This is a genomic window from Mesorhizobium sp. W067 (genome assembly GCF_054719525.1).
This window is the reverse complement of record NZ_JBTTII010000001.1, coordinates 5,909,695-5,929,433: the sequence shown is the minus strand read 5'-3', so window position 1 is coordinate 5,929,433 and position 19,739 is coordinate 5,909,695. Positions and strand designations below refer to the sequence as shown.

16 protein-coding genes and 2 pseudogenes are annotated in these 19,739 nt (G+C 60.6%); 9 read left to right on the top strand and 9 right to left on the bottom strand.

Features of this window, described 5'->3' with window-relative positions; all coding sequences use genetic code 11:
* Positions 1 to 991: 991 nt before the first annotated feature.
* The 6 genes from ACYG97_RS28755 to ACYG97_RS28730 all read left to right on the top strand — a co-directional run bounded on the left by ACYG97_RS28755 (position 992) and on the right by ACYG97_RS28730 (position 7,894).
* A complete protein-coding gene (locus ACYG97_RS28755; protein WP_023667744.1) occupies positions 992 to 2,071 on the top strand; it encodes a LacI family DNA-binding transcriptional regulator in 1,080 nt (359 codons plus the stop codon).
* A gap of 365 nt (positions 2,072 to 2,436) precedes the next feature.
* Positions 2,437 to 3,429 carry a substrate-binding domain-containing protein gene (locus tag ACYG97_RS28750; protein ID WP_023704355.1) on the top strand — a complete coding sequence of 331 codons (993 nt, stop codon included), beginning with the start codon at positions 2,437 to 2,439 and terminating at the stop codon, positions 3,427 to 3,429.
* Between the two features lie 80 nt (positions 3,430 to 3,509).
* Complete coding sequence (locus ACYG97_RS28745) at positions 3,510 to 5,024, top strand: sugar ABC transporter ATP-binding protein (RefSeq protein WP_023732318.1); 1,515 nt, start codon at positions 3,510 to 3,512, stop codon at positions 5,022 to 5,024.
* The gene (locus ACYG97_RS28740) at positions 5,017 to 6,024 is read left to right on the top strand and encodes an ABC transporter permease (RefSeq protein WP_023732319.1); all 1,008 of its coding nucleotides are present in this window, start codon (positions 5,017 to 5,019) and stop codon (positions 6,022 to 6,024) included. Before ACYG97_RS28745 ends, ACYG97_RS28740 begins: the two co-directional genes overlap by 8 nt.
* Positions 6,021 to 7,046, top strand: coding sequence for an ABC transporter permease (locus ACYG97_RS28735; RefSeq protein ID WP_156937151.1), 1,026 nt, complete (start codon positions 6,021 to 6,023; stop codon positions 7,044 to 7,046). The genes ACYG97_RS28740 and ACYG97_RS28735 overlap by 4 nt, the downstream gene beginning before the upstream one ends.
* The gene (locus ACYG97_RS28730) at positions 7,043 to 7,894 is read left to right on the top strand and encodes a sugar phosphate isomerase/epimerase family protein (RefSeq protein ID WP_023732321.1); all 852 of its coding nucleotides are present in this window, start codon (positions 7,043 to 7,045) and stop codon (positions 7,892 to 7,894) included. Before ACYG97_RS28735 ends, ACYG97_RS28730 begins: the two co-directional genes overlap by 4 nt.
* A 204-nt stretch (positions 7,895 to 8,098) precedes the next feature.
* Here the strand turns inward: ACYG97_RS28730 and ACYG97_RS28725 are convergent.
* Positions 8,099 to 8,747: pseudogene (locus ACYG97_RS28725) on the bottom strand (ABC transporter permease); the annotation flags it as partial.
* Between the two features lie 7 nt (positions 8,748 to 8,754).
* Between ACYG97_RS28725 and ACYG97_RS28720 the strand changes: the two are divergent.
* Positions 8,755 to 9,084: a GMC oxidoreductase gene (locus ACYG97_RS28720; protein WP_031261873.1), complete on the top strand. Its 330-nt coding sequence runs from the start codon at positions 8,755 to 8,757 to the stop codon at positions 9,082 to 9,084.
* 152 nt (positions 9,085 to 9,236) lie between these two features.
* On the opposite strand, the gene ACYG97_RS28715 is transcribed toward ACYG97_RS28720, so the two are convergent.
* A complete protein-coding gene (locus ACYG97_RS28715) occupies positions 9,237 to 9,401 on the bottom strand; it encodes a hypothetical protein (RefSeq protein WP_023715648.1) in 165 nt (54 codons plus the stop codon).
* Between ACYG97_RS28715 and ACYG97_RS28710 the strand changes: the two are divergent.
* A pseudogene (locus ACYG97_RS28710) lies at positions 9,361 to 9,614 on the top strand (MBL fold metallo-hydrolase); the annotation flags it as partial. The gene ACYG97_RS28715 and the pseudogene ACYG97_RS28710 sit on opposite strands and share 41 nt — an antisense overlap.
* 23 nt (positions 9,615 to 9,637) lie before the next feature.
* Here the strand turns inward: ACYG97_RS28710 and ACYG97_RS28705 are convergent.
* The 7 genes from ACYG97_RS28705 to ACYG97_RS28675 all read right to left on the bottom strand — a co-directional run bounded on the left by ACYG97_RS28705 (position 9,638) and on the right by ACYG97_RS28675 (position 17,293).
* The gene (locus ACYG97_RS28705) at positions 9,638 to 10,381 is read right to left on the bottom strand and encodes an ATP-binding cassette domain-containing protein (RefSeq protein WP_023686849.1); all 744 of its coding nucleotides are present in this window, start codon (positions 10,379 to 10,381) and stop codon (positions 9,638 to 9,640) included.
* A gap of 9 nt (positions 10,382 to 10,390) precedes the next feature.
* Positions 10,391 to 11,590 (bottom strand): alanine racemase, encoded by a 1,200-nt coding sequence (locus tag ACYG97_RS28700; protein ID WP_023732325.1) that lies wholly within the window; start codon positions 11,588 to 11,590, stop codon positions 10,391 to 10,393.
* Positions 11,591 to 11,602: 12 nt separating this feature from the next.
* Complete coding sequence (locus ACYG97_RS28695; protein WP_023692325.1) at positions 11,603 to 12,571, bottom strand: ABC transporter permease; 969 nt, start codon at positions 12,569 to 12,571, stop codon at positions 11,603 to 11,605.
* A 34-nt stretch (positions 12,572 to 12,605) separates the two neighbouring features.
* Complete coding sequence (locus tag ACYG97_RS28690) at positions 12,606 to 13,667, bottom strand: substrate-binding domain-containing protein (protein WP_023681811.1); 1,062 nt, start codon at positions 13,665 to 13,667, stop codon at positions 12,606 to 12,608.
* Between the two features lie 68 nt (positions 13,668 to 13,735).
* A complete protein-coding gene (locus tag ACYG97_RS28685) occupies positions 13,736 to 14,797 on the bottom strand; it encodes a substrate-binding domain-containing protein (RefSeq protein WP_031261875.1) in 1,062 nt (353 codons plus the stop codon).
* A gap of 31 nt (positions 14,798 to 14,828) precedes the next feature.
* On the bottom strand, positions 14,829 to 16,082 hold the full coding sequence (locus ACYG97_RS28680; RefSeq protein WP_023695126.1) for a M20 family metallopeptidase: 1,254 nt from the start codon (positions 16,080 to 16,082) through the stop codon (positions 14,829 to 14,831).
* Positions 16,079 to 17,293, bottom strand: coding sequence for an ROK family transcriptional regulator (locus ACYG97_RS28675; protein WP_023732327.1), 1,215 nt, complete (start codon positions 17,291 to 17,293; stop codon positions 16,079 to 16,081). The genes ACYG97_RS28680 and ACYG97_RS28675 overlap by 4 nt, the downstream gene beginning before the upstream one ends.
* A 919-nt stretch (positions 17,294 to 18,212) precedes the next feature.
* Between ACYG97_RS28675 and ACYG97_RS28670 the strand changes: the two genes are divergently transcribed.
* The gene (locus ACYG97_RS28670; RefSeq protein WP_023732328.1) at positions 18,213 to 19,559 is read left to right on the top strand and encodes a family 1 glycosylhydrolase; all 1,347 of its coding nucleotides are present in this window, start codon (positions 18,213 to 18,215) and stop codon (positions 19,557 to 19,559) included.
* The last annotated feature ends 180 nt before the right edge of the window (positions 19,560 to 19,739 follow it).

The following is a 19,739-nucleotide window of genomic DNA, read 5'->3' as shown; positions in this document are numbered from 1 at the left end:
CTGAACATTGCGTCAGATCATCCTCGGCTCGTCTTGCCGGCATCGTTGTGCGGCATATCGGACGATTCTCAAACTACGAACATAGCTTTCGCAACTCCTTGCCACCTAATCGAGATACGCGCGCTGTTTGGCTATCTGGAAATTTGATCCACGAATGCACCTACATGTTGTGCAGTCAGTTCATTGCCTTGCACTGCCAGCATACGGCAATGAGTTCACGCCATGGTCCAGGCGGCCTCCCTGGCATCGATCATAACACCGATGGAGACGACTAGCCTTGCCGCCAAACTCGTCCAGCGATTGGAGGCGAGCTTTCAAAAAGGTCGAGCCAGACGCTCAAGGCCGGCTGCACGGAGAGCCACAGGCTGGGAGACTCTGAGCAAATCGGGAATCTGAGTCGCTTGCTCTGACCGTCGGCATCATGCTGCTAACCGGTTTTGATCCTCCGGGGCTCCGCATTGGCAATAGCGACGAAAATGCTGTCGAGCAGACCCTTGTCGCGGAAGGAACTTGCCAAGCAAGGGCACCTCGGCCAAGTACGCAAACAACGCCCGGAGACGAAGGCGCATCCGGCAGCACCCTTTTGGGGCCAGATAGAGACTCAGAAACCCAAAGCTTTCATCTTCCCGCTATTGAAACGGAGGACTCGATCGTGACGCGTGCGCCCGACCATCGCCAACGGTGGGCTCCAAACTGATCGAAACTTCTCGTCGACCTTTGCAAGGTGATTGATCATCGGGGAGACCAAAGCCGAAACACTGGGGTTGGTGTCTCCAGTGACGCTGAACGAAGCTTCAGGGAAAATCCCAAATCTGCCGATTTCCCTGGCGCTGTCATTACAACGATCGAGACAATCAGGGAGACCGGACCGGAGGCACGAGAGGCCGCGTCCTTCCGTGGGGTCGCTCCTCCAAACCGTTTGACGCAATTTAGAGATGTTGCCTTGACCCCGCACTAGCGTCTACTGCATCTGCTAGTAGGAGCGTCACGAATGGCGAGAAAGTCTGTCCGACGCAAGTCAACGATTTATGACATCGCAGTGGCGGCAAAGTTGTCCCCGACAGCGGTCAGTCTCGTCCTCAATGGCTCGTGGCAACAGCACCGGATCAAGGCGGAAACCGCAGCGACCATCCTCGATTGGGCTGAGCGGCTTGGCTATGCTGTCAACCTCAAGGCACGAGGATTGCGGCTTTCCCGATCCGGACTCGCTGGAATGATCTTGCCACATTACCGCAATCGCTTCTTCGCCGGATTGGCCGAAGCCTTTGAAGCGGAATCCCGCGTCCACCGCTTGTGCCCGATCGTCGTCAGCACCCATCGCAATCCTGATAACGAGTTGAGTGTGACGGAAACCCTGCTGGCTCAGCAGGTGGAATTTCTCTTCCTTGCGGGCGTTCGTGACCCGGATCCGCTGAATGATCTGTGCCGGGCAGCGGGCGTCCGGTGCATCAACATCGATCTGCCAGGCCGCCGGGCTCCCTCGGTTGTTTCTGACAACTACGGAGGCGCCAAGGCGCTCACAGAGATCATTGTTCAGAAATTGAAAGAACGAGGGGGCTCCACCGAAGATCTCTTCTTCTTTGGCGGGGTCAGCGATGATGACGCAACACGTAGCCGTTTGCTGGGTTTTCACGATGCGCTGGCAGCGCATGGGATTGTTACGGGCCCGGGCACGATTGACTGCTGCGGATACGCACCGACCAACGCTGCTCGGTCTCTCGCTGCACGATACGCTCAGCTTGGGCATCTGCCCTCAGGTATGTTCGTCAACGGCGTGACCGCTCTTGAAGGAACGTTGCGGTTCACTTCGACGCTAGCCTCAAGTGAGCTTGGACGGGTTGTTGTCGGAAGCTTCGACTGGGATCCATTCGCGGCGCATTTGCCCTTCGATGTGACCATGGTCCGACAGAATGTCGAGGTGATGATTGCTGAAGGATTTTCGCTTCTGGAGAATTATTCGATAGACCACTTTCCGCTGGTGACCGTACCGACCAGCTTTGGGCGAACCGGAGAGCATGACGGCGCCCAAGAAGATTGGGATTCGGCATCCAAATCGAGCATCGACCACTAGCAATTCTTTGTCGCAAGACATCGTTGCAGAAGTTCAACTCCGTTCATCAGCACCTCGGATCTGGGTAGCACCGCCTCCACCCAAGGCTGGCGGGGGATCGCATGTCGTTTCCACGGGTGCAGCCTGAGTGCGAAAGGGCGGATCGTTTACATCAATCGACAAATGTTTTTAGACGCCGGTGGCGTGACCGCCTTGCTAAATCTATTTAGCACCTTGACCGGCCGGCGTTCAAAGTCTTTTATGGCGCGTTCTGGGAGGAATGCGGCGCCGAGTGCGTCAATGCCGTCGGGCACAAAGGGGTGGGCCAAACAAAGCCGACATGGGCAATAGGCAACCCAAAAACTCGTCAATCAGGGAGGAATTAAATGTTAGCAAAAACTATACTCGCGGCAGCGTTCGGCGCAGCCCTTTCGGTCGCCACAATGAATGCTGCGCTGGCAAAGGACGTCAAGGTTGGAGTCGTCGTGAAGATCGGCGGCATTCCCTGGTTCAATGCCATGGAAACGGGAATAAAGGAAAAGTCGAAAGAGCTTGGCGACGACGGCTTCATGGTCGGGCCGACCAGCGCCGACCCGGCACTTCAGGTCCGCGCGATCGAAGACCTCATAGCTCAGGGCGTCAGCGTAATTGGCGTCGTGCCGAATGATGCAAACGTTCTCGAGCCGGTTCTAAAAAAGGCGCGCGACACGGGCATCAAGGTCATAACTCATGAATCGCCGGACCAGGTGAACGCTGATTGGGACTTCGAAATGGTCTCGGCCGTTGGTTTCGGTGAGGCCCATGCCAAGCTATTTGCCGAGAAAATGGGCGGCAAAGGCAAGTACGTGGTGTACGTGGGTTCTCTTACCGTGCCCGCACACAATGCCTGGGCCGATGCTGCAATCGCCTACCTGAAGAAGAACTTTCCCGACATGCAGATGGTTGGCGACAGATATGGCGTGGCCGAAAGCGCCGATGACAGCCGGAAGACGGCTCTGGATGTGCTTGCCGCCAATCCTGACCTCGGCGGCTTCCTGACGTTCGGCAGTCAGGGACCGATCGGCGCCGGACGCGCGATCGAGGAGCAGAAGCTTGGTGACAAGGTGGTTCTTGTCGGTTCATTCTCGCCTAGTCAAGGCAGCGCAATGCTCAAGTCCGGCATTATTGACGGCGGCTATATGTGGAATCCTCTGGAAGCGGGCAAAGTATTCGTAACGATGGCTGATTTTCTGGCGGGCGGCGGTGAAATCACCGACGGCATGACGATCGAAGGTCTGGGTGTCGTTCACCCTGACTTCAAAACCGGCACCATCATCGTGGACGCTGTGCAGCCTATCACGGTCGAAACGGTCGATGGTCTTGCAGCCCTAGGGCTTTAGATGGCGGACCATGGCTGGCGTGCCGGGGTGGCAGATCAATCCCGGCACGCCCCATCCTTGTCATTTCAGAAGGGCCCGCCGTGAACCTCGTCGCGTCTACGACGCAGGACCTCCCATCGGTTCTGTCGTTTAGCAACATAAGCGTCACATTTGGTGGCGTTAGAGCCCTCCAGGATGTCGCCTTCGAGGTTCTCCCGGGTGAAGTGCAATGCATCGCCGGTGAGAACGGCAGCGGCAAGAGCACCCTGATCAAGGTAATCACCGGCGTTTGTCAGCCGCTAGCCGGCGCAAACATGTCGATCGCCGGAAAGTCTGTCGACATCATGTCGCCGGCTGCGGCGCGCAGCGCCGGGGTGGAAGTCATCTGGCAGGACCTCGCACTGTTTCCTGAAATGACAGTCGCGGAAAATATCGGGATCAGAACTGTCCTCGGCAAAATGCCTCGGCTCGTCGATCATTCGCGCATTCGCGAGGTGGCGCGAGGGCTGTTGGCGCGGCTTGGCGCCGACCTCGATGTCGACGCGCCTCTGCGTAGCTTTGCAATCGCCCAACGTCAGATCGTCGCCATCGCCCGGGCGCTCGCCGGCGATGCGAAGGTTATTTTCATGGACGAGCCCACATCGTCGCTTACTCAATCGGAAACAGACCGGTTGCTCGCGATCGTTCGAACACTCTCGAATGAAGGCATGGCTATCGTCTTCGTCAGCCATCGCCTTGCAGAAGTTCTGGAGATCTCAAGTCGCGTCACCGTTCTGCGCGACGGTAAGGTCGTTGGGGTGTTCCCGACCGCCGGAATGACCCAATCACGCCTCACCGAACTAATGACCGGCAAGACTTTCGACCAAACCGTGAGCACGAGAAACCTTAGTGGATCACCCGTCGTGTTGAAGATCGACCGATTGACCCGCGCAGGCGACTATGACGACGTTTCGCTGACAATACGGCGCGGTGAAACGCTTGGCCTGACCGGGCTACTCGGCGCCGGTCGCACAGAACTCGCGCTTTCGATTTTCGGCATGCTGCGCCCAGACCGCGGCAGCATCGCACTCAACGGGACGGTTCTTCATCTGAACTCCAACCGCGACGCAATCCGCGCGGGTATTGGATATCTCTCCGAAGACCGCTTGTCCCTTGGTCTCATACAAGCTCAGTCTATCGCCGACAACGCCGTTATCCCGGTGCTCGACAAGATCCTTGATCGAGGGCTGATCTCCTCGGAGAAGAAGGATGCGCTCGTCAATCATTGGATCGAGGAATTGGCGATAAAAGTCGGGCGGCAGACCGATGCGATTTCCACGCTCTCAGGCGGCAACCAGCAAAGGGTGGCCATCGCCAAATGGCTGGCGGTCGGACTGAAACTGATCATTCTTGATTCGCCGACCGTGGGGGTGGACGTTGGCGCACGGGCCGGCATCTTCGAGATTGTCGCCAAGCTCGCTGCCGAAGGCCTGGCGATTCTGCTGATATCCGATGAAGTGCCGGAGGTCTATTTCAACGCCGATCGCATCCTCCATATGGCCGCGGGCAAGATAGTCGCCGAATACGACCCGCACGCCATCCCGCTCGGTGACCTGGAAGCTGCCGTCTATGCGTAACCGCGGCAAGCTCTTCCGGGCTCATCCCACCGAGACATGGCTCGTTGTGGTTCTTCTCATCATGAGCGCAGGTCTCTCCGTTGCGAGCGACAAATTCTTCACCATTGCCAATCTCTTCAATCTGCTCAACACAAGCTCGACAAATCTGATCTTCGCGGTTGGGCTGCTGGTGGTGTTGATCGCGGGAGGCATCGACATCTCCTTCGCTGTGGCCGCGTCAGTGGTTCAATACGTCGTGGCGCTGGCTCTAGCCCAAATGGGAGGTGGTGATTGGTTCATCGGCCTCACCTTGGCGGCAATTGTCGGGATCGCCCTGGGTGCGGTGAACGCCGGCCTCATCTACTATTTCCAGATCATTTCAATCGTTGTCACCATCGCCACCTTCAATATTTTTTTCGGCCTGCTGATGTTCTTCACGCACGGTGTATCGATCTACAATCTGCCTGCATGGTGGACGCATCGCACTGTGCTTTTCGAGTTCAAACAGGCGAATGGCAATTGGGCCGAGCTAACACTGCCGGTTGCGATCATGGCGGTCTGCGTCGCCGCCACCTGGGGGCTTATCCGGTATACCACCACGGGACGGCAGCTATACGCTTTTGGCGACAACCCGGAGGGCGCCCGTCGCCTCGGTATCAACATCGCGGCGATGCACTTCATTGCCTTCGGCTGGCTTGGTTTGATGGCCGGGATCGCGGGACTTGTGCAGGTGCACTATTCCCAGGAAGTCGTGCCCAACGCATTGGTGGGGCGCGAGCTGGACGTGCTGGCAGCGGTAGTCCTTGGCGGTGCCAGACTGGGTGGCGGGCGCGGCACCGTGCTCGGTTGCATCCTTGGCGTGTTTCTTGTGTCGGTGACGCAAAACGGGCTGAACCTCCTCGGCATCTCGCCCTATGCTTTCAAGATGATCGTCGGGGCGGTCATTCTGATTGCCATCACGCTGTCCAACGCCCCGCTCGGGCTCATCCTCGCGGGCTTGCGGCAGAGGATGGGTACATGACGCAGCGCGTGCTCGAAACTGGAGCCCTACGGCATGAATCCTTGAGCCGTCTTGCCAGCAAGCTGGGCGCCGAGAATATCGGGCTTTTGCTGGCATTGATTTTGGTGATTGGATTTTTCGGGTCTCTCTCGCCGCGGTTCCTGTCCAGAGCAACTTTTGAATCGGTGGCCTTCCAGTTGCCTGAACTTGGACTGCTTACGCTCGCGATGTTGATGCCGATCATCTCGGGCGGTATCAATCTCGCCGTGACGTTCACGGCCAATCTCTGTGGCCTCACGCTCGCCTGGGTTCTTCAGGCCAACGGAGGACCGGACGCAAGCATCTATGCCTTTCTACTCGGTTCCGTTCTTGCGGTCGGCGTTGGCACGGCAAGCGGCTTGGTCATGGGCCCGGTGATAGCCTATACCGGCGCGCACCCCATCCTTGTTTCGCTCTCGGTGATGATTTTCCTGCGCGGCCTTGGCGAGTTTCTGACCCGCGGCGCCGATATTTCGGGCTTTCCCGAATTCATCCAGCCCCTGGGCCACGGCAGCATCGTCGGCATTCCTGTCCCGCTGCTGATACTGCTCGGCGCAGTCATCGTCTGGCATGTCTTGATGACCCGAACCAGGCTTGGTTTTTCAAACTATATGGTCGGCTCCAACATCGAGGCGACGCGCTATTCCGGCATCTCGACGCGACGCGTGATCATTCTGATCTACGCGCTGTCTGGCGCCATGTGTGCGTTGGCCGGCATTATCATGATGGCACGATTCAATTCCGTCCGTGTCGGCCATGGCGAGTCCTATGTGCTGATTACGGTGCTTGCCTGCTTCTTGGGCGGGGTGAATCCGTTTGGCGGCTTCGGCAAGGTCGTTTCGGTCTTCCTAGCCCTCATCGTTTTGCAGTTGCTTTCTTCGGGACTGAATCTCTTGGGCGCCAGCCAGCACCTGGCCACAGCCATTTGGGGCATCATGCTGATCGGCGTCATGATCTTGCGGTGGGCTGCCGGGCAGCTCAATTTCATGAGGATAACACGATGAAGGGTTTTGGCGTTCATACGAGCATGTGGACGAGTGGTTGGTCCGTAGAGGGCGCCGAGCACACAGTAGCGGCGGTGAAAAAATACGATCTCGATTTCATTGAAATTTCGCTGGCCGATCCATTTTCTTGCGATGCCGATCACACCCGCAAGCTGCTGGCGGCAAATGGCATGCAGGCGGTGTGCTCGCTAGGGTTGCCCGAATATGCGTGGGCATCGCGCCACCCGCAGGAGGCGATTGACTTTCTCCAGGTGGCTATCGACAAGACGGCCGACATCGGAGCCCAGGCGCTGTGCGGCGTAATCTATGGCGGCATCGGCGAGCGTACTGGCGTGCCACCTACCCAGGACGAACTTGATAACGTTGCGAAAGTGATGACGTCCGCCGCCGCGCAAGCCAAGTCTCGCGGCGTCGAACTCGGTGTCGAAGCCGTGAACCGCTACGAGAACCACATCATCAACACCGCGGCTCAGGCGGTGGCTTTGATCGAACGAGTGGGCGCCGACAATATGTTCGTGCACCTTGATACCTACCACATGAACATAGAGGAGAAAGGTATGGGCAACGGTATTATCGTCGCCCGCGATTACCTCAAATATATCCACCTCTCCGAGTCTGATCGCGGCACCCCAGGCGAGGGCAATTGCAATTGGGATGAGACGTTCGCAACGCTGGCCGCGATCCGCTTCAAGGGCGGGCTCGCGATGGAGAGCTTCATCAACATGGATCCGCGTCTGGCGTTTGGCCTCAGCGTGTGGCGTCCGGTGGCCGAGAGTGAAGCGGTTGTAATGGGCAACGGTCTGCCGTTCTTGCGCAACAAGGCACGGCAGTACGGGCTGATCGCATAAGTTACATCGCCATGCGAGATCGAAACTCGGCACATCATGAGCCGACTGCATCGACATTGCGGCGACTGCCTTCGAAGCAGGAGCCGCTCGAGAGGCAATATTGCGGCGTTTTAGATCCCGGCCTTCGGCTGCCCCCCGGGCGCAAGCAGCCAACCGGTCGGCGATCGCAACTGCCGTGAACAACCTATTTCACCGGCTCGGGCATCACAGCCTACCTTCGGCGGTTGCGAGCCGGCCCCGCATCAATTCGCGGCGCTTTCGAAACTCTGTGTATTCCTGGTCGGCCAGTACCCCGATCTGGATCACCGATCCACTCACGGCAAAGTTGAGTGAGGAGGGAATGCCTAGAAGATTGTCAAGGTTCTGAAGCACCTGCAGCAAGATCGTTCCAAGCACCACACCAATGATTGAGCCTTCCCCGCCCCGCAACGAGAACCCTCCAAGGACGGCGGCGGCGATCGCGTAGAGCTCCTAGAAATTGCCGTGCGAGCTTGGCAGGATCGAGCGTGTGTACATTGCGAGAAAGATGGATGACAGCGCCGTCAGCCCGGCGCAGATCACATAGGCGCAGATGATAACCCGGCCGGTACGGATTCCCGAAAACCGCGCGGCCTCTTCATTTTTGCCGACGGCGTAGAGATATAGTCCGAAGGCGGTACGGTGCAGAACGACCAACATCACCGCCGCCAGGACAAGCAGGAAGACAAAAGAATGAGGAATGGGAATGGAGGTAGGCATTGTTGGTAAGAACCGAAACCAGATCGGTGCGACCGGTGGTGAGATATTCCAGATCCTCGAAGCGGGTTTCGTAGGGAAAGCCTGCCGTCGCATCTTGCGTGGTTGCCCTGCTGCTCGCCGGCATGAAGATCGCCCGCACCATCCTGCGTCAGCCGGCCCTGCAGGCGGTGATCGCCGAGGAGCTGTCGCCGGGCGGGGCCGCCGACCTTTCCGATCAGTCCATAACAGACCACATCCTCGAACACGCCAAGACGGTTTATCACCCCTGCGGCACCTGCCGGATGGGCACCGATGACCAGGCGGTGGTCGACCCGCAATTGCGCGTGCGCTGCGTGCCGCGCCTACGCATCTGCGACGCCTCGATCATGCCGCGTCTCATCAGCGGCAACACCAACGCGCCGGTGATCATGATCGCCGATCGGTGCGCCGATTTCATCCTCGGCAGCGCTTAGCGAGAAACGGGCAGCCCAGAGAAATCCAGGCTGTTTTGAGACGGTGTATCTGTCCAGCGCATGCAGCGACTTTGTCGCGACCGAAACCGGACAGCTTGACGCCGCCGGGCGGCACGGTGATGTCGGCGCCGCGATACATTGCATAGGTCCTATCAAATCGAGACTGGGATAGCGATGCCAACGCGCTGCTGTTGGCCGCCAGAAAGCTGGTGCGGATACGCCTGGAGAAATTCAGGCGATGCAGGCAGCTTCACCAGACGCAGCAGTTCCAGCAGCATCCATGACGGCGCCGAAGTCGCGCCCGGCTTCCAGATCATCGCTGCGCCGGCCACACGCCCGGCCACTCGGTCTACCTCGCAAACTACGGCAAGGAACAGCGCATGAATTCGGGCGACACGATGTATGTGCCAGCGCTGCTGGCGCCGCATCCGGAGTGGCAAGGCAGCTACGACCAGGACGGGCCGATGGCGATCACCACGCGGCACAAGCTGATCGATCGCGTGATCGCCGACAACATCCGGATCTCGGGCGGGGGCTCTCAGAGAGGTTCCTGCTATTGCTGCTGCAGGCCGGTGATCATGGCAATGATCTCGTTCTTATCGGTCTTCGCGGTCTCGCGAATTCCAATCTGCTTGCCACGCCTGAGAACACAGATGCGGTCGGAGAGCTTGAAGACCTGGTCGAGGCTGTGGCTGATGATCAGGATGCCGACATTGCGCTGCTTCAGCGACTGGACGATAGCCTCCACCCGGGCGGTTTCGGCAACGCCCAGCGCCGCCGTCGGCTCATCCAGCAGGATCAGCTTGCTTGCCCAATGCGTGGCGCGCGCGATCGCAACGCCCTGGCGCTGGCCGCCGGAGAGATCGCGGATAGTGGCGTGGGCGGAGGGGATGCGCACGTCCAGTTCCTTTACCAGTTTCTCGGTCTCGTCGATCATGCGGCGGCGGTCGAGCAAACCGAGGCGGTTCAGCGGCTCGCGGCCGAGGAACATGTTCATGTAGACCGTCTGCTGGTCGGCCAGCGCCAGGTCCTGGTAGACGACCTCGATGCCGTGCGCGCGCCCCATGGTGGCATTCGACATCGTCACCGGTTTTCCTTCGATGACGATGGTGCCGGACGAGGGCGGGTGGACGCCCGAGACGATCTTGACCAGCGTCGACTTTCCGGCGCCGTTGTCGCCGACGAGTGCAACGATCTCGCCCGGGAAAACCTCGAGCGAAAAACTCTCGATCGCGGTGATGCCGCCGAAATTCTTGCGAATGTCGTGCAGCTGAAGGATGGGCGCGCTCACCGTCATGTGTTTCTCCTAGACTGGCCAGGCATAGGGTTCACCGAAGCCGTTCTCGATGGTTTCCACTTTCGGATTGTCCGTCGAAATGCCCGACATGCCGACAATATGGGCGCGGGTGACGAAGGCCTGGCCACGGAAGCCGAACACGGCGCTGTCGCCAGGCTTCGGCGCGTTCGCGCCGGCGGCATCGATCATGGCGTAATAGTCGATCGCAGAGGGCGGCGGCACCTCGACGCTGCGCAGTGCCGAGCCTGCCGTCGTCGGTTCAGCCGAGACGATCGCCTTGACGTCGTAGTCGGGGAAGATCGGATCGATGTAGAAGCCGCCGCCAAGGCAATAGGCCTTGCCGCCGGAGAGATGCGAGACCTCGGTGAGATAGAGCACCGCCGGCAGCTCCGGCAAATCTTCCATGACATGCAGCGCGGTGGTGCCATGCAGTCCATTGCCGGGCTCGCACTGCGTCGCGCCAGCCTCGGCGAGTGCCGCCAGCATGACACTCGACGTGGTGCCCGGCGCGTTGATCTCAATGTCCTTGCGGCCTGCCTTGGCCAACGCTTCCGCAGCTTTCGCGAGCGTCGCCAGATTGGGGGTCGGCAGCACTTTCCGCGAAGCATGGTCGAACAGCAGAGCAGGGAAAGTGGTGATGCCGGCGAAACGGCCGCCTTCGACGGCATCCAGCCGGTCGGCGACATCGATAATGTCGGCGGCATTGAAACCGCCTTCATGGCCGCGATAGAAGATATCGCCTTCGGCGGCGATGCGGGCCAGCAGATGCTGCACATAGCCGGCCGCCTTGGCGCCTGTTGCCGCTTCCCCAGCCTTGGTATCATTGAACACGGTCCAGTAGTCCGGCTTGAAGGTTTTCGCCGCAGCCGCCGCTTCGAATTTTGCGACCTGCTGGAGATGGCCGAGATGGCCAAGCTTCATGCCTGCCTTGTGGGTGGCGCGGGCGCAAGCCATGTCGACGGCGACCGCGCGGTCAATGCCGCCGCGCATCACGGCCCGGCAGAACGACGAGGAGCGGCCGACCTGCTTGGTCATGGCGAAGATCTTCAGGCCGTTGCGGCTGGCTTCGCTCTTGAGAACCCGCGCATTGGCCTCAACCGTGTCGAGATCGAGCACATAAGCATTGGCCGGCAACTTACCTTGCTGGTGCAACCGGATAGCTGATTCGATGAAGGCGGGGTTGCGGCGGCGCAAAATGTCGAGAAACATGGATGGCTTCCTTCAGCGGTTCTTTTCGCGCAGCGACACGGCGACTGCGGTCAGGATGATGAGGCCACGCACGATCATCTGGTCGGAGACCGACAGGCCCATCAGGATCAGGCCGTTGTTGAGCATGCCCATCATCAACGAGCCGACCAGCGCGCCGACCACGGAGCCCTTGCCGCCATTGAGCAGCGTGCCGCCGACGATGACGGCGGCGATGACCGTCATCAAGTCGGTTTCGCCGAGAGTATATTTCGCCGCCTGCAGGCGACCGGCATAGAGCAAGCCGGCAAGACCGGCGAGCCCGCCGCTGATGGTCAGCACGGCGAGCCTGATCCTGGGCACGCTGATGCCCGATACGCTTGCGGCGCGGGCATTGTCGCCGGTCGCCAGCACATGCGCGCCGAAACGGGTTTCGCGGAACACCAGGTGGCCGATGGCCACGGCAATCACCGACCACCAGACGAGTGAGGGGACACCGAGCAGCGAGCCGGAACCGAAGAAGCCGGTGAACGCTTCGTTGGTCACCGAGATCGAGCGAAGGTCTGTCATCGAACGCGAAACGCCGGCGAACAGGCCGAGCGTCGCCAGCGTCACCAGGAAGGAGGGCAGCCTGACATACGCCACCAGCACGCCGTTGATGACGCCGATCAGCAGGCCGGCGCCGAGGCCGGCGACTATCCCTGCCGGCATGCCGTACGCGTTGATGGTGACGGCGGCTGCAAGGGCCGCCACCGCCACGATCGAGCCGATCGACAAATCTATTTCGCCGGCCGACATGACGAAGACCAGGCCGATGGCCATGATCGTCACCGGCGTCGTCTGCAACACGATGTTCGATAAGTTCCGGACGGTGAGGAAGCCGCTGTCCCGCAGCACAATGGCGAAGAACAGAAAGATCGCCAGGAAACCGAGGTAGACGACATATTGCTGCAGATTGAAGCGGCTGGCGAAGCTGCCACCGGCACTGGTGTTGGCACTGGACATTTATCCCTCCGGTGGTGAGCGCTTCGCCTCGAGCCTATTTCACCGCGTCCGCGATGGCCGCCGGTACGTCCCTGTTGAGGGACTTCCTCCAACCGTCCTTCACCGTGTCCTTGGTGACGGCGATGGAATCTACGGCATAGAATGGTTCGGCCTTCTTGCCGACCAGCGAACCTGCCGAGGCGCGCGCCAGCGTCACGCCAATGCTGTAGGCCTCGTCGGCGACGAGGGCCGCGATGTTGCCGCCCTTGACCATGTCGAGCGCGGCAGGCTCGTTGAGGTCGAGCGTGACAATCTTGGTGTGTGTGTTGCCGGCACCGCGCAAGGCCGAAAGCACGCTCAGCGCCGGTTCGGCCCAGGTGACATAGATGCCGTCCAGGTCCGGATGCTGGGTGATCATCGCCTGGGCGATGTCTTCGCTGCGCGCCGGGTCGGCCATGCCGGCCTCGGCCTCGATCTTCATATCGGGATAGTCCTGCTCGATGGTCTTCTTGAAGGCCTGGTCGCGCTGGTTGGTGACGTAGAAGTCGGCATCGTGGAAGATGTAGCCGACCTTGCCTTTCTTGCCGAGCGCCTCGGCCATGGCGATGCCGGCCTTGTTGCCCATCTGAAAGAGATCGTCGGAGACGATGGTGACATAGTCCCTGCCCTGCTTGTAGCCGGCCGGGGAATTGTCGACGAAGCCGAGCTTGACGCCGGCCTGGCGTGCCGGATCGTAGACCGAAGCTGCGGTCGCCGGATCGACGGGAAGCGACAGGATGATCGACGGCTTTTTGGCCATCACCGTCTCGATATCGGCCTTCTGTCGCGCGGCGTCGAAACCGGCATCGGTCTGCGCCACCACCTCGATGCCGAGGCGCTTGAATTCGTCATGGGCGCCGGCGTTGACGGCGTTGGTGTATTCGCTCATCTCGTGCCAGACGAGGGCGGCGGTGAACTTGCCGTCCTTGATCTGCTGCTCTTCGGCTGGCGTCAGCGTAAGACTGCTCGCCGGCACCGGCTTTTCACCATTCGGTCCTGTGGTGACGCCTTCAGCGGCGAAGGCGTGCATGGCTAGCAGGCTCGCCACTGTCGTTATGATTACAGATGCTTTGCGCATATCCCGGTTCCCTTTTTGTTGTGTCGAAGAAAAGCTCCGGTGCGGCGGGCCGCGCCCGAGCGAGAGCCTTACTTGGCCGCGTCGAGCACCGGCTGCGGCGCGTCGCGGTTGAGCGAGTCCTTCCAGCCCTGCGCGACATTCTCCTTGGTGACGGTCAGGGCCGGGGCGACGACGAAGGCCGGTGTCGGCTGGCCAAGCAGCGACTTCATGCCGGAAGCAGCCATGGCGCGGCCGAGTTCATAGGCCTTGTCGGCGACGAGGGCTGCGACATTGCCGCCCTTGACCATGTCGAGCGCGACCGGCTCGGCGAGGTCGAGCGTGACGATCTTGGTCCTGGCGTTGCCGGCGCCGCGTAGCGCCGACAGCACGCCGTCGGCCGGCTCGGCCCAGGTCACGTAGATGCCGTCGAGATCGGGATGCTGCAAAAGCATCGCGTTGGCCAGTTCCTCGGCGCGGGCCGGGTCGGATATGCCCTGTTCGGCGACGATCTTGATGTCGGGATACACCTTCTCGATGGTAGTCTTGAAGGCTTGGTCGCGCTGGTTGGTGACGTAGTAGGCAGCGTCGTGGAAAATGTAGCCGACCTTGCCCTTGCCGCCAATCGCCTTGGCCATCGCGTCCGCAGCCTGCATGCCCATCTGGAATAGATCGTCAGTCACGATCGAAGCGTAATCGGTGCCCTGCTTGTAGCCCTTGGGCAAGTTGGACAGGAACACCAACTTGGTGCCGTCCTTGACCGCCTGGCGGAAGGCTTCTGCCGAGGTGACCGGGTCGAGCGGCAGCGCCAAGATGACGTTGGGCTTGGCGGCCAACGCCGTCTCGATGTCGCTGCGCTGGCGGGCGGAGTCGAACTGGGCATCCGTTTTGACCGCAATGGTGATGCCGGCGCGGGCGAATTCGTCGGTGGCGCCGGCGGTTACCGCATTGGTGAAATCGGACGAGGTGTGCCAGAGCAACGCAGCCTTGTAGCCCTTGTCCTTGAGCGCGGCGATGTCGGCATCGCTTAGGATCACGTCGGCGCTCGGCGTGGCGCTCTCGCCCTGCGGGCCGACCGTCTGTGCGAAAGCTGGGTTGGCGGCAAGCATCAATCCGCCGGCAAAGGCGGCGGCGATCAGTGTCTTCATCGGCATGTCAGTTCTCCCATTTTGCTTCGTTGGTGGTTCAGTCGGCCACGCCGCAATAGCGGGCCATGAAGGCGGCGAAGCCGACTATGCCGGCGAAATATTCCTCGACATCCACGTGCTCCTCGAATGTGTGGCAATTCCTGATGTCGCCGGGCGCGCAATAGACGGCAGGAATACCGAGCTGATTGATGATGAAGGGGGACTCCGACCAGAACGGTGCGCCCTCGATGACGCCGCGTCCGCTCATTGCGCCAGCCATCGCGTCGGACAGCATGGCGACTTCTGCCCGCGTTTCGCCGATCTCGGCAGCGGTGCCGCCCAGCCTGTGGTCGCGGCCGGCGGGGTAGGCGAACTCTACCGAAATATCCGGATCGGCGATCGCGCCGCGCACGGCAGCCTCGATCTCGGCGGCGGCGGTGTCGAGGTCCTCGCCAGGCAACAGCTTGCGGATCAGCGAGAGCGTGCAGCGCTCGGGAACGGCAATGTAGCCGCCGCCGGCAAGCCCGGTGATAAGCAGGAAGCCGCGCCCGACCAGTTTGTGCTCGGCGCGCGCGGCGACCTCATCCGAATGCTTCCAAAGCGCCGTCATCGCGGCATGGCTTGCACGGAGCGCATCCTTGCCGAGTTCTGGCACACCGAAATAGGCGGATTTGCCGGTAATCGAGATATCGGTGATGAAGAAGCCGATCTGTGCCGCATAGACGGCCAGGCGGGTCGGCTCGACATAGACGCTGAAATCGGGTGCTGTGACCTCGCCGGTCTCGATGCGTCCGACGAAGTGCTTGATCCCGGCGGAAATGCCGGTGCCGGGCTGGCCGCTCTCCTCGTCGCCGACGAAGGCAAAGGCGACGTCGCCCTTGAGGCGAACGCCGGCCTTGTCGAGCAGCGCGAGTGCCGCCAGCGAAGCAATGATGCCGGCCTTGAGGTCGCCGGAGCCTCGGCCCCAGACAGCACCATCAATGATCGGGGCGGCGAACGGATCCTCACGCTCGGTGCCTGCCCAATGCTCGCGCCAGCCGTCGACATGGACGGTGTCGGTATGGCCGATGAACAGCAGGCGCTTTCCCTGGTCGGCCCCCTTGCGCTCGCCCCAGATGTTGGGCCGCCCAGGAAGGAATTCCGTCCTGGTCAGGCCGCTGAGGTCAAGGTCGCGCATCCTGGCTTCGAGGAAGTCGACGAAGTTGGCTTCGTTGCCGGTGATGCTCTCTCGGCCGATGGCGCCGCGAAACAGCGTTAGTGCGTCGTCACGGTCGAGCGCTGCCTGCAGGCGGGCGGTAATATTGCAAGTCATATCGCGGCCTCCTTCAGCGCGGCGGCCTGGGCAGGCGGCAGCGAAATCCGGCCATCAGGCGCGTCGACGCCGAACAGCGTGTTGTGCAATTGGCCAAGGCCGATTGCCGCCGCGCCGATGAGGGCTGCGCGTGCGCCGAGTTCGCTCGCCTCGACCCTGACCGGATAGGGGAAGCATAGCGGCAGAAGCGCCTGCACCCTGGACAGGATTTCGGGCCGCAACCCAATCGAGCCGCCGAGGATAAACTTTTCTGGATTGGCGATCGCTGCGATTGCCGCAACGCCTTGCGCCAGATGGCGGGCAGTTTCGTCGAGCACGGTGAGCGCGTCCTTGTCGCCAAGCGCGGCATTCTCGAATATTGCCGGCACCGAGACCTGCCTGCCGGTGAGGGCGTGGTAGCGATCGGTCATGGCGTGGGTGGCCACCGCGCGTTCGAATGCGCCGGTGCGCAGTGATTCCTCGGCGAAGGGATCGGCGCCGATCGGCATAAAACCGATCTCGCCGGCGGCGTGCCCAGCACCCCGCACCAGATGGCCGCCCAGCATCAGCCCGCTGCCGATGCCGGTGCCGAGCGCGATGTAGGCGAGATTGTCGATGCCCTGGCCTTGGCCGAGCCAGTTCTCGCCAAGCACCGCGAGATTGACGTCGTTCTCGATCATCACCGCGACGCCGAGCGCTTCTTCGAAGGCATCCAGCACATTCATTGTGTCGAAGCCGGCAATGTTCGGCGCCATTAGAATGCGGCCGGTGGCCGGGTCAGGAGCGCCAGGCGCGCCGATGACGGCCAGGCGTATCTTCTTGCGCGCGACGTGCTGTCTGGCCGCGGCATCGAAGGCCAGCGCTGCAATCTGATCGACGACGAACTGGCCGCCGCGCGGATCGGTCGGTGTGGCGGCTTCGGCAAAGATCTGGCAGGCAAGGTCGGTCAGCGCGACCCGCACCTTGGTACCGCCAAGGTCGACGGCGATGATATAGGCTGCGTCGTGGACCAGTTCGTAGGTGACGGCGGTGCGCCCGACATGGCCGCTGGTGCGGCCGGTTTCCTGGACCCAGCCCTCCTGCTCGAGCCCGCGCATGATTTCGGAGATGGTCTGCTTCGACAGGCCCGTCAGCTTGGCGATCGAGGCGCGCGAGATCGGCCCGCCCTGGACGATCGCTTCCATCACGGAGCGCTGTGAGAACTGACGGGATATGCGCGGCAGGTCAGTCACATCGAACCCCGGTTAATTCGTTCTGTGACCGAACTTATTATTCGGAACTGGACCTGTCAATGTATGTTCGCGAGCGGCGGTTTTTGCGTACGCGAACATTGATCCGGAGGCAGGATTCAGGCGCGTTGCTGCCGTTCGGCAGAAGATAAATGCGGTCAGGGAGTGGCTGGATCAGCTTCTTGAGTCAATTGGGCGAACAGCTTCGTAGCGCATTGACAAATAATGATCATGCTAGTCTCTGAGGGGCACTGTTTTCTACAGGAGATCAATACAGCGGATGGTTCGCCGGTCCACACCTCTCGTATTCTCTCGTATGGGTCTGTCGAACCATGGGACGATGAACGAGACTAACTATTGGCTTCGAGAATATCGGTGATGTACTGCGGGTCTGCCTCCCAGTGAATGGCTCAAATGGGGCCGGCAGCGGAACATCCGCTTACGGTTTGCAAACGTGGATAACTGCCATACCGCCTTAACTCGCAAAGACCCGTTTGACGCCAACTGGGCTGGCCCGAAGCCGACCTCTCCGTCCAGCATAGTCCGATCATATTCGGCGCAAGCTGCTCGCTTGAACCGTGGGATAGAATTCCGCCAATCTCGACCCGCCTATGCCTGGGGTGGCCCTGCTCACGATCACGAGCGTAGCGCCGTCTTCCGAATGGCCGGGTAGGGCTGGAGAAATCGCCGCCGAACCTTCTCGACCAGCCATTCTCCGGCTTTGGCAAAAAGCCGGTTCGAAGGCTTTCCCGCCATGTGGCGTTGCCTTTCGCAAAGACCGGTCACCCGACTTTGAATAGCACTTGCAGGCACGTGGTTGCCAGGCGCCCACCGAACTTGACAAGCAGTCTTGCAGGAACTGCGTCGAGCACTGAACGTTTGACCCAAGCGCGGGCATCTCCGCCTTGGCTAAGGACCATCAATGTTCACGTTCATGTTTGCCACCGGCATCGAGAACAGCACCCCCACCATTCGACAAGGCCGGGAGCGCGTCGACGAAATGGAAAAATGCCGCTTCTACGAACGATGGCGCACCGACTTCGAACTGGTCCAGGATCTCGGGGTGCATTTCCTCCGCTACGGACCTCCCATCCACAAAACGTGGCTGGGTGATGGACGTTATGATTGGGCATTCGCCGATGAGACCTTCGCGGACCTGAAGGAGAAAGACATTCTTCCGATCGTCGACCTTTGCCATTTTGGCGTGCCGGACTGGGTTGGCAACTTCCAGAACCCGGACTTTCCGACACTATTCGAGCACTACGCCAGGGATTTCGCGATGCGCTATCCGTGGATCCAGCTCTTCACCCCAATAAATGAGATGTTCATCTGCGCCACCTTTTCGGCTCGCTGGGGATGGTGGAACGAACAACTGAGCAGCGACACTGCTTTCGTCACCGCCCTCAAGCACATCGTGAAGGCGAACGTGCTTGCCATGCGGGCGATCCTCGAAGTGCGGCCGGACGCCATCTTCATACAGAGCGAATCCTCGGAATACTTCCACGCCGATTCTCCCGAGGCGGTCGGCAGAGCGGAACGGTTCAACAGCGAGCGTTTCCTGTCGCTTGATCTCAACTACGGTCATGACGTCGACGCGCACACCTATCGCTATCTTCTCGAAAACGGGATGACGGCCGAAGAATACAGTTTCTTCCTGGAGAGCCATCTGCGCAGGCATTGCGTGATGGGCACCGACTATTACCAGACCAACGAACATCGGGTTTGGGCAGACGGAACGACGTCCGGGTCCGGCGAGGTGTTTGGCTATGACGAGATCACGCGGCAGTACTTCAACCGCTACCGGCTTCCCGTAATGCATACGGAGACCAACATCAGCGAAGGCCCCAATGGAGACGAGGCCGTCTATTGGCTGTGGAAAGAGTGGGCCAACGTGCTGCGGATCCGCAACGATGGCATCCCCATCGTAGGCTTCACCTGGTACTCGCTGACGGATCAGGTGGACTGGGACAGTGCGCTTCGGGAGAACAACGAACGGATCAATCCGCTCGGCCTCTATGACCTCGACCGAAATCCGAGGGCGGTGGGGCGCGCTTTCAAGGGGCTGATCGCGAACTGGAACAAGCTGCTGGCCACACAAAGTGTCTGCCTTGCTTTGCCGGTCTTTCTTCCCTCACAGCAAGACGATGCCATTGTTCGCGCGCAACAGGATTATGCGCGCAGCCTGCTGAGCGTGGATCGGGTCGCTGAAGGCTGGACTGAACCACTTGCTGCTCCCCAGAAAGAGGTCGAACCCGATGCGCCTGGATAACAAGACTGCATTGTAACCGGTGCTGCAAGCGGCATTGGACTGGCCATCGCCATGCGGTTGGGCACCGAAGGTGCACGGGTGAGCCGACGTGGGTGGAGGCAAGGTCGAGAAGGCGCGCATCGGTTCGACAAGGGGCGCGCCGGGGAGGCCGCTATCACGGTGCTGTCGACTTGCGCTCAC

Excerpts from the sequence above, each read along its gene's own strand:
- ACYG97_RS28755 (WP_023667744.1), top strand. The coding sequence starts at position 992 with ATGGCGAGAAAGTCTGTCCGACGCAAGTCAACGATTTATGACATCGCA.
- ACYG97_RS28750 (WP_023704355.1), top strand. The coding sequence starts at position 2,437 with ATGTTAGCAAAAACTATACTCGCGGCAGCGTTCGGCGCAGCCCTTTCG.
- ACYG97_RS28740 (WP_023732319.1), top strand. The coding sequence starts at position 5,017 with ATGCGTAACCGCGGCAAGCTCTTCCGGGCTCATCCCACCGAGACATGG.
- ACYG97_RS28735 (WP_156937151.1), top strand. The coding sequence starts at position 6,021 with ATGACGCAGCGCGTGCTCGAAACTGGAGCCCTACGGCATGAATCCTTG.
- ACYG97_RS28730 (WP_023732321.1), top strand. The coding sequence starts at position 7,043 with ATGAAGGGTTTTGGCGTTCATACGAGCATGTGGACGAGTGGTTGGTCC.
- ACYG97_RS28720 (WP_031261873.1), top strand. The coding sequence starts at position 8,755 with ATGAAGATCGCCCGCACCATCCTGCGTCAGCCGGCCCTGCAGGCGGTG.
- ACYG97_RS28715 (WP_023715648.1), bottom strand. The coding sequence starts at position 9,401 with ATGATCTGGAAGCCGGGCGCGACTTCGGCGCCGTCATGGATGCTGCTG.
- ACYG97_RS28705 (WP_023686849.1), bottom strand. The coding sequence starts at position 10,381 with ATGACGGTGAGCGCGCCCATCCTTCAGCTGCACGACATTCGCAAGAAT.
- ACYG97_RS28700 (WP_023732325.1), bottom strand. The coding sequence starts at position 11,590 with ATGTTTCTCGACATTTTGCGCCGCCGCAACCCCGCCTTCATCGAATCA.
- ACYG97_RS28695 (WP_023692325.1), bottom strand. The coding sequence starts at position 12,571 with ATGTCCAGTGCCAACACCAGTGCCGGTGGCAGCTTCGCCAGCCGCTTC.
- ACYG97_RS28690 (WP_023681811.1), bottom strand. The coding sequence starts at position 13,667 with ATGCGCAAAGCATCTGTAATCATAACGACAGTGGCGAGCCTGCTAGCC.
- ACYG97_RS28685 (WP_031261875.1), bottom strand. The coding sequence starts at position 14,797 with ATGCCGATGAAGACACTGATCGCCGCCGCCTTTGCCGGCGGATTGATG.
- ACYG97_RS28680 (WP_023695126.1), bottom strand. The coding sequence starts at position 16,082 with ATGACTTGCAATATTACCGCCCGCCTGCAGGCAGCGCTCGACCGTGAC.
- ACYG97_RS28670 (WP_023732328.1), top strand. The coding sequence starts at position 18,213 with ATGTTCACGTTCATGTTTGCCACCGGCATCGAGAACAGCACCCCCACC.